Below are 7,222 nucleotides of genomic sequence, written 5' to 3'. Positions count from 1 at the left end.
AACCAACCTCCCGCAACTGTCCGCGATTTAGCGGAATCCCTGTCCCGGAATTACTGAAATCGCTGTCCGCGAATTACCGAAATTGCTGTCCGGAAATTGCCGAAACACGCAGGCTCTCGACATCGCGGCAGTTCGAGAAGCGGCGCTATCTCGCAGGTCAGCTTGAACTATGAAGCCCGGCGCGAGCCGGGATTTTTCTTGGCCCAAAGAACGGCCCCAGCGAGGGGGTACACGCTGAGGCCAAGGCGGTTGGATCATCCATGAGATGACAGGCTCATCACATAAACAGGGCGCCTATACCTACGATGAGCGCTACGAACGATATCGCCGCCAACGCCATGAAGCCGTACTCGACGCCGTCGTGGTGACTGAGCCTGAACATACAGAGAGCTTGCGCCACGGTCTTCGTGTCCGCATTAAAGTAGGCATGTCAGCGATAGCGCCCTAATTGCGGTTTCAGGCTTAACTTAAGCGAAGATTTTTGAAACGATTCCCTCGATGCCGCTTTTATTGCTCATGCAACAGGCGATCGAGGTTCATCTAGTCCGAGTGACGACCGATGACGGCGAGGTCCAAATCTGGCTCGCCGCGACCTCGCGCGAAGAAGCCGTTGACCGAGTGCTGGATGCGATCCCGGAGGGATGGGCTGTTAGCCTCATTCAGCGACAGCTGGCCGCCGATCACATCCCAATTCTCAACATGGCGGCCGGAGAGGTGCGCCGGCATCAGGTGTCCTGAAGAAACGGCCCCAGCGCGTTGGAACGAACGCTGAGGCCGCCTCACCGCGCCGCTACTGGGCAGGGACGGCTCCGAGTGTTGCGGCCCCAGCCGAACTGGATTCTACATAAACAAACGGCCCCAGCACCCCGACAGGGAGGCTGAGGCCGAGGAGCGCCCGTGGGGTAGGGAAAGATTCTGGACACCCCCACCTGAAGCTAGAACCTCCATGGCGCGGAAGGGGCATTTGCATAAGTGAATGAGTGTCCTGGTTTCCCCAAGCGAGTGTCCTAACTAGGACAGCACCAACAGACCGGTGCCGGCCTGTTTCCATCCACAATGGCCTGCTTTGATTTTTCGAGTGGCCGGCTTGGCTTTAACCCCGTCGTAACCAAGGGTTAGCCGATGTTCTCGGTAGGACTACTGAGAAGGCCCTCAGATCTTCTGGCCCCATAATTTCCTGCGGGTCGCGATCTGTTCTCGCGGAATATTTACTGGAACAATTGACCCGGCAGTGCCCTTATTTGGGGGCCCCCAGCCAGACAGGTAGCCCCCCGACTGCTGGAGGAAAACCCGCCTCCGGGACGGGTTGGCGGCCCCCTGTCGGGGCCGTTTAAAATTCCGTAGTTCTCCGGCCAAGAACAAAGTTCCGGCCGTGCGACGCACCTTGCGCCCGAAGTTCCCCTGATAATCAACAAGTTAACCTGACAGGCGCGACGGCGTCCGATAACGGCTGGCACAATCTGCATACTACCTTCGTACCCCTCCTGAGCCCTGGAAAAACTCCGTAGCGTTCGACGGAAGACTCGGGTTCCGCCAGCGTTCGTAACATTGGCCTGCTCCAAGCAACGCGAATTGCGCGGCGCCGGGCAGGCAACATGGCTGGCGACCGTTCCGTGGCGACGCTGCCGGCGGACGGATCCTTTCCGGAATCCACAACGACGGCCCGAACGGGCGCGGCCTTTCACACGATCTTTTTACGGGTGCTGATCATTACTACAACTAATAGTTTAAATATCGACGACCGCCCTTCAATCGCAGAACCGTTACAAATGATCCACAGGGGCATCGAGTTCAGCGTCACTCGGCTGACGGCCGGCGTCTGGAAATGGCGCTTCCAGATCGGCGATCGCGTCTTCACGGGCAAGACCGAAGCAAAGCTCGATCTTCTGGCGATCCGCCGCGTGCAGCTGCGGATCGATCGCGAGCTGAACAATCTGGGGCGGGAACGGACCCGCGGCAGCAATGGGGACTGAGGCACAGTCTATCGTGCACGCCCCGGTGCCCTGACGCGCTGGCCTGCAGAGCTTCGGTTCTAATTAAAATTAGAACACACGAACCGGCGCCCGCTTCGCTCGAAAACGCTTCAATCCGCGCTGGCCAGCCGCCGCATCGTGAACTCGATGTCGCCGCCGGGGAGCTCGCGCCAGCTCTCGACGGCGCTCATATAGGCCGCCTTCGGGTAGCGCTTGAGAAAGTCACGCGCCCTCACGCGGGCCTGATCGCGTGGCAGGCTGAAGGTCTCGCGCAGATAGCCGTCGTCCGGCTTTCGCCGCTCGGCCATCCGGCTGGCGAGATCGCGCGGACGAGACACCATTGCCGCAACTCCGGACCAATTGACGACACCCCCAATATAGGGGTGGCGGCGGGAGAATCCGAGTCGGAGGGAGGCGGACGAGGTCGCCCCGAACGGGCGTTACTGGCTACGCGGCGCGGCGCTTCCCGGCTGCGCCGAGCTTCCGGTCTTGGTCTTCGGCTTGGCGGGATGGGCGGCCGCCTTCGGCGGATCGCTGCGCACGACGCCCCAGGGATCGGACGATCCCTTGGCGTCGGGAATCTTGCTGAGCGAGTCCTTGTAGGCCTTGTCCCTGACCGCGTCCTGCTCCTTCTCCTCCTGGGTCCTGGTCTTGACCTCAGGCATCAGGTTGACGTTCGGCATCTGCGCATAGGCCGGCGCCGACAACAGCACCGCAACCGCAACTGCGCTCAAAACTCTCATAAGAACACTCCCTGCGTTTTCGTCGGCGGTATATCACCGCAACAAAGCCGCCGCCAAGCGTGCCTGCCCCGGCCCCGAACATGATGCGTTTCCGCGGAATCGCATCATGTTCTCATCTCTTTGTTTGAGCATGATCTTTTTCGGAAAACCGGTTTCCACTTTTCCGGATCATGCCCCTAGAGATGGTCTGACTTGCAGGATTTCGGCGACTGCATCCAGTCGTCCCAGATCGGACCGCAGCGCGTGCAACCGCTGAGCGCAAGTCCGATCGCAATCACGCCGCCGAGCACCACCAACCTGCAGAACATGTACGCCCCCACCACTCGCGAGCAGGCGACTGGGCGCCGAAACTGGGGCATTTTCAAGCCGGGCACGGCGCTTGCAGCGCAGCGCAGTGCGCGTCGGAGCGCAGCGCAGTGCGCGTCGGAGCGCAGCGCAGTGCGCGTCGGAGCGCAAGCGCGCGTCGCACGGGCTGCCGGCGCGCACTGGTTTGACCGGGCGGCCGCGCAAATTACACTGCGCAACAAAGCAGAAAAGGAATCGATCAAATGACTTTGGCGATGAGCTGGGACGAGTGGACGCAGCACGACGGGACGGCGCTCGCGGAGCGCGTCAGGTCCGGCGAGCTGACGCCCCGTGAGCTGGCGTCGCAGGCAGCCAGCGCCATCGCCAAGGTCGATCCCGCGCTCTGCGGCGTCGTCGAGCTGTTCGACGATGTGATCGCCGATCCGGCGCGCGACGGTGCCGACCTCGACGGCCCGTTCGCCGGCCTGCCCTTCCTGATGAAGGACCTCGGCCCGACCTTGAAGGGGCGGCTGCAGGAGATGGGCTCGCTGATGATGCGCGGCAATCGCGCCGCGGCGGACACCTTCCTGACGGCGAAGATGCGCAAGGCCGGCCTCAATTTGATCGGCCGCACCACGACGCCGGAGTTCGGGGTCTGCAGCTCGGCGGAAAATCCCGCGGTCTATGTCACGCGCAATCCCTGGAACACCGACTACACCACCTGCGGCTCGTCAGCAGGCAGCGCGGCGATGGTCGCCGCCGGTGCGGTGCCGATCGCGCATGCGACCGACGGCGGCGGCTCGATCCGCATTCCCGCCGGGGTCAACGGCAATATCGGCCTGAAAGTCTCGCGCGGCGTGTTCTCGCTCGCGCCGCATCTGTCCGATCTCACCGGGCTGGTCTCGATCCAGGGCTGCCAGTCGCGCACGGTGCGCGACACCGCTGGCTTCGTCGATGCCTGCCGGGGACCTGCGCCCGGCGAGTTCATGCCGTTCTGGACCTCGCCCGAGCCATATGCCGCAATGATCGCGCGCGACCCCGGCCGGCTCAGAATCGCGCTGTCGCACATATGGGGCGACTATCGCGCGACGCCGCACATCACAGCCGAGCTCGAACGGGTCGGCCGCTTCCTCGAAGGCCTCGGCCATCAGGTCGATTACGCATTGCCGTCGATCGACTATCGGGAAGCCTTCGCGGCGCAGACCACCTGCTACATCGGCAATTTCGCCGTCGTGATCGGCAACATGCTCGCCGCGCGCGGGCTGGAGCGGCCGCCGGCGGAGCTGATCGAGCCGATCAACATCCGCATCTGGGAGCATGGCCGCGACTTCAGCTTCGCCGATCGCGCCCGCATGCAGGCCGTCTTCAACACCACGGCGCGCGGCTTCGGCGCCTTCTTCGAGGACTGGGACATCATCCTGACGCCGATCACGGCACTGCCGACGCCGAAGGTCGGCACCAAGGAGTATCTCACCATCAGCGACAATCCGTCGGTGCTGGACTGGTTCGGCAATCTCTGGCGCAACTTCGCCTTCACGCCGCTCGCCAATCTCTGCGGCATCCCCGCGATCTCGCTGCCGCTCGCGACCAACGAGCACGGCCTGCCGCTCGGCATTCAGGCGATCGGAAAGCAAGCGAGTGACGGGCTGTTGCTGCAGCTCGCCGCCCAGATCGAACGGGCGATCGACGGCAAGTGGAATGACGGCAAGACGCCACGCGTGCATGTCACGCGCAACTAGAGCAATATAGGATCAACAGAGGAACGGGACGTCATGCAGCAGCAAGCCGGGGAATTCGGGATCGACGACGCGAAACGCGTGCTCGGCGACGTCTTTGCGCCATGGGTCCAGGACCTCAATCTGTCGATCGAGCAGTTCGACATCGCGCCGCCTGCCGGCGGCGATGCCGACTGGCAGCCCGGCGCCATCCTGCGCATGCCGTTTTCCGAGCGACTGTGCCGCAATGGCGGCATCGTCTGCGGCCAGGCCTTGATGGCGTTCGCCGACACCGCGATGGTGCTCGCCAACCTCGCGGCCAACAAGGGCTATCGGCCGATGACGACGGTCGACCAGACCACGCACTTCATGCGCGCGGTGACGGCGTCCGACGTGCTGGCCGACGCCCGCGTGGTCCGGCTCGGCCGCACCATGAGCTTCGGCCGCGTCACGCTATCCTCCGCCACCGACAACAAGCCGGTGGCGATGGTGTCGAGCGCCTTCGCGATGCTGCCGGGATAGGCCCCTCGCATCATGGCCGGTCTATCTCATCCTGAAGGATGTGAATGTATGGCGGAGGAGCGGCACCAAACGTTCAGTGTCGTCCCGGCGAAAGCCGGGACCCATAACCACCGAAGACCATTGTTGCGCAGGGCTGCGGCCACAGCCTTCCTCAACAATTAAACCCTGTGGTTATGGGTCCCTGCTTTCGTGTTTGGTCCCTGCTGATTGGTTGGATGGAATCGGTGTAGAACGAGGCGTGGCTTTTATCATGGAGCGCTTCGCGTCATGGAACTGAGCCTGCATGCGAACGCCACGACGACACCGAAGACGCGTGCCTACATCCAGCGCAGCAGGAAGTCGGTCGCCCAATTGGCGGCCGAGCTGGGGGTCAGCGAGACCACAATCTATCGCTGGCGCGGTCGCAGCACGGTCGAGGATCGCTCGCATCGGCCGAAGCACCTCACGACCAGCCTGTCCGCCCTTGAGGAATGGGCAGTGTGTGAGCTGCGGACATCGCTGCAGCTGCCGCTGGACGATATCGTCGAGGTGATGCAGCGGTGCATCAATGCCAAGCTGTCCCGCAGCGCGATCCACCGCTGCCTGCAGCGCAACGGCATCAGCCGGCTTGCCAAGCCTGACAAGCGCAGGGCCGGCGTCTTCGAAAGCGCCAGCATCGGCTTCATTCATATCGACGTGAAGTATCTGCCCGCGCTGCAACGCCGCACCAGTTATGCCTTTGTCGCGATCGATCGCGCCACCCGATACGTCTTCGTCGAGATCCATTCCAGGCGAGACGGAACGACCGCGACCGGCTTCCTCGAACGCTTCCTGGCCGACTTTCCGCACGGTGTTCACACCATCCTGACCGACAACGGAGCCGAGTTCACCGACCGCTTCGCCGTCGACAAGAAGAACAAACCGGTCGGGAAGCCTTCCGGCGACCATCCCTTTGATCGGCTCCGCAAGCAGCGCGCAATCGAGCATCGCCTGACCAAGCCCTACCACCCGCAAACCAACGGCCTCGTCGAACGCTTCAACCGGCGCATCGCTGAAGCCATCGGCCGCGAACACAAACGGGGCAGCGCGCGCCGTACCTTTGTCAACCACGCCGACCGCGACGCCTTCATCGCCAAGTTCGTCCACGACTACAATCGGACCCGCCTCAAATGCCTCGGCTACCTGGCGCCAATCCAGGCCCTCGCCAATCACACGGGACCGAACACTTTCGCAGGGACGACGTCGGACATGTTGTCCCGCCTTCAATCCCGTCATCCTGAGGAGCTTGCGCAGCAGGCGTCTCGAAGGACGAGGCTACCAGCCCGGCCTCACGGTTCGCCTGGCGATGCGAAGCATCGTACAGAGACACGCGTTCCGCGCTCCTCACCATGAGGGTTCAGGCCAATCACGCTGCAAGATTTACTTGCCGAGCACGGCCTCCGCCGCGTTGACGATGCTGATGGTCGGATTCTTTCCGCAATAGGTGCCGAACTTCTTGGCGTTCTCGGTGAACACGTCGGTGTCGATGATCGCCTCGTCGGAGTCGCCCTTGTACCAGCCGTCCATCCAGACCAGCACCATTTTGATGGTGTCGTCTCCGCCTTCGACGAACTGCTTGCAGGTCATGGTCGAGAGATCGAGGACGGTGGCGCTGGCCGGTGCCGACGACAGCGCGAGCGCCGCGGCAAGCATGATCGAGGCAGTGATCTTCATCGCAATCTCCATAGGCAATGATCTGAAATGAACAGGTCGCCGGAAGCCCGGCGGCTCCGTCCGCGACCTCGTAAGCGATGCGTTACATCGAACGCAAGCACTGCATCGCGCGGATCAGCCCGCACATCGTTTCGCTGCACGGCTTGAGAATTCGTGTTTCTGATTTGCGACGGCGCCCGCGCTAATCTTACTGAGTCAGAAAGCCGCGATCTGGAGGGTTGAGAATCGCATATTAAGGGAGATTCAACGTGGTCGAGGAGGCCGAGATGGATCGCCGAGGGAGAGGAACCAG

General features: G+C 62.6%; 9 protein-coding genes. 6 read left to right on the top strand and 3 right to left on the bottom strand.

Features of this window, described 5'->3' with window-relative positions:
* The first annotated feature begins 498 nt into the window (after window positions 1–498).
* Together ACZBJS_RS41585 and ACZBJS_RS41580 are read left to right on the top strand one after the other, a co-directional pair.
* Window positions 499–738, top strand: coding sequence for a hypothetical protein (locus ACZBJS_RS41585; protein ID WP_316399388.1), 240 nt, complete (start codon window positions 499–501; stop codon window positions 736–738).
* Between the two features lie 1,031 nt (window positions 739–1,769).
* Window positions 1,770–1,973: a hypothetical protein gene (locus ACZBJS_RS41580; RefSeq protein WP_316399393.1), complete on the top strand. Its 204-nt coding sequence runs from the start codon at window positions 1,770–1,772 to the stop codon at window positions 1,971–1,973.
* Window positions 1,974–2,083: 110 nt separating this feature from the next.
* Here the strand turns inward: ACZBJS_RS41580 and ACZBJS_RS41575 are convergent, their stop codons facing one another.
* Together ACZBJS_RS41575 and ACZBJS_RS41570 are read right to left on the bottom strand one after the other, a co-directional pair.
* A complete protein-coding gene (locus ACZBJS_RS41575; RefSeq protein ID WP_016848527.1) occupies window positions 2,084–2,314 on the bottom strand; it encodes a hypothetical protein in 231 nt (76 codons plus the stop codon).
* A gap of 99 nt (window positions 2,315–2,413) precedes the next feature.
* Entirely contained in the window at window positions 2,414–2,716 is a 303-nt protein-coding gene (locus ACZBJS_RS41570; RefSeq protein WP_076828393.1) for a hypothetical protein, read from the bottom strand.
* 192 nt (window positions 2,717–2,908) lie between these two features.
* On the opposite strand from ACZBJS_RS41570, the gene ACZBJS_RS41565 reads away from it, so the two are divergent.
* The 4 genes from ACZBJS_RS41565 (at window position 2,909) to ACZBJS_RS41550 (ending at window position 6,609) form a co-directional block, all read left to right on the top strand.
* Window positions 2,909–3,268, top strand: coding sequence for a hypothetical protein (locus tag ACZBJS_RS41565; RefSeq protein ID WP_316399390.1), 360 nt, complete (start codon window positions 2,909–2,911; stop codon window positions 3,266–3,268).
* Window positions 3,265–4,740, top strand: a complete 1,476-nt coding sequence (locus tag ACZBJS_RS41560; RefSeq protein WP_316399391.1) for an amidase — start codon at window positions 3,265–3,267, stop codon at window positions 4,738–4,740. The genes ACZBJS_RS41565 and ACZBJS_RS41560 overlap by 4 nt, the downstream gene beginning before the upstream one ends.
* Before the next feature lie 33 nt (window positions 4,741–4,773).
* Window positions 4,774–5,238 (top strand): PaaI family thioesterase, encoded by a 465-nt coding sequence (locus ACZBJS_RS41555; RefSeq protein WP_225164349.1) that lies wholly within the window; start codon window positions 4,774–4,776, stop codon window positions 5,236–5,238.
* Between the two features lie 351 nt (window positions 5,239–5,589).
* Window positions 5,590–6,609: a DDE-type integrase/transposase/recombinase gene (locus ACZBJS_RS41550; protein WP_463440243.1), complete on the top strand. Its 1,020-nt coding sequence runs from the start codon at window positions 5,590–5,592 to the stop codon at window positions 6,607–6,609.
* A gap of 27 nt (window positions 6,610–6,636) precedes the next feature.
* Here ACZBJS_RS41550 and ACZBJS_RS41545 read toward each other — a convergent pair whose 3' ends face one another.
* Entirely contained in the window at window positions 6,637–6,930 is a 294-nt protein-coding gene (locus ACZBJS_RS41545) for an HdeA/HdeB family chaperone (RefSeq protein WP_168854955.1), read from the bottom strand.
* Between the last annotated feature and the right edge of the window lie 292 nt (window positions 6,931–7,222).

The sequence above is a fragment of the Bradyrhizobium sp. KZN70725 genome, from assembly GCF_055264925.1.
This window is presented reverse-complemented; position numbering and strand designations above follow the sequence as displayed.

What these genes read in the sequence shown, in the direction of transcription:
- ACZBJS_RS41575 (WP_016848527.1), bottom strand. Translation starts at nt 2,314, where the DNA reads ATGGTGTCTCGTCCGCGCGATCTCGCCAGCCGGATGGCCGAGCGGCGA.
- ACZBJS_RS41560 (WP_316399391.1), top strand. Translation starts at nt 3,265, where the DNA reads ATGACTTTGGCGATGAGCTGGGACGAGTGGACGCAGCACGACGGGACG.
- ACZBJS_RS41555 (WP_225164349.1), top strand. Translation starts at nt 4,774, where the DNA reads ATGCAGCAGCAAGCCGGGGAATTCGGGATCGACGACGCGAAACGCGTG.
- ACZBJS_RS41545 (WP_168854955.1), bottom strand. Translation starts at nt 6,930, where the DNA reads ATGAAGATCACTGCCTCGATCATGCTTGCCGCGGCGCTCGCGCTGTCG.
- ACZBJS_RS41585 (WP_316399388.1), top strand. Translation starts at nt 499, where the DNA reads ATGCCGCTTTTATTGCTCATGCAACAGGCGATCGAGGTTCATCTAGTC.
- ACZBJS_RS41570 (WP_076828393.1), bottom strand. Translation starts at nt 2,716, where the DNA reads ATGAGAGTTTTGAGCGCAGTTGCGGTTGCGGTGCTGTTGTCGGCGCCG.
- ACZBJS_RS41580 (WP_316399393.1), top strand. Translation starts at nt 1,770, where the DNA reads ATGATCCACAGGGGCATCGAGTTCAGCGTCACTCGGCTGACGGCCGGC.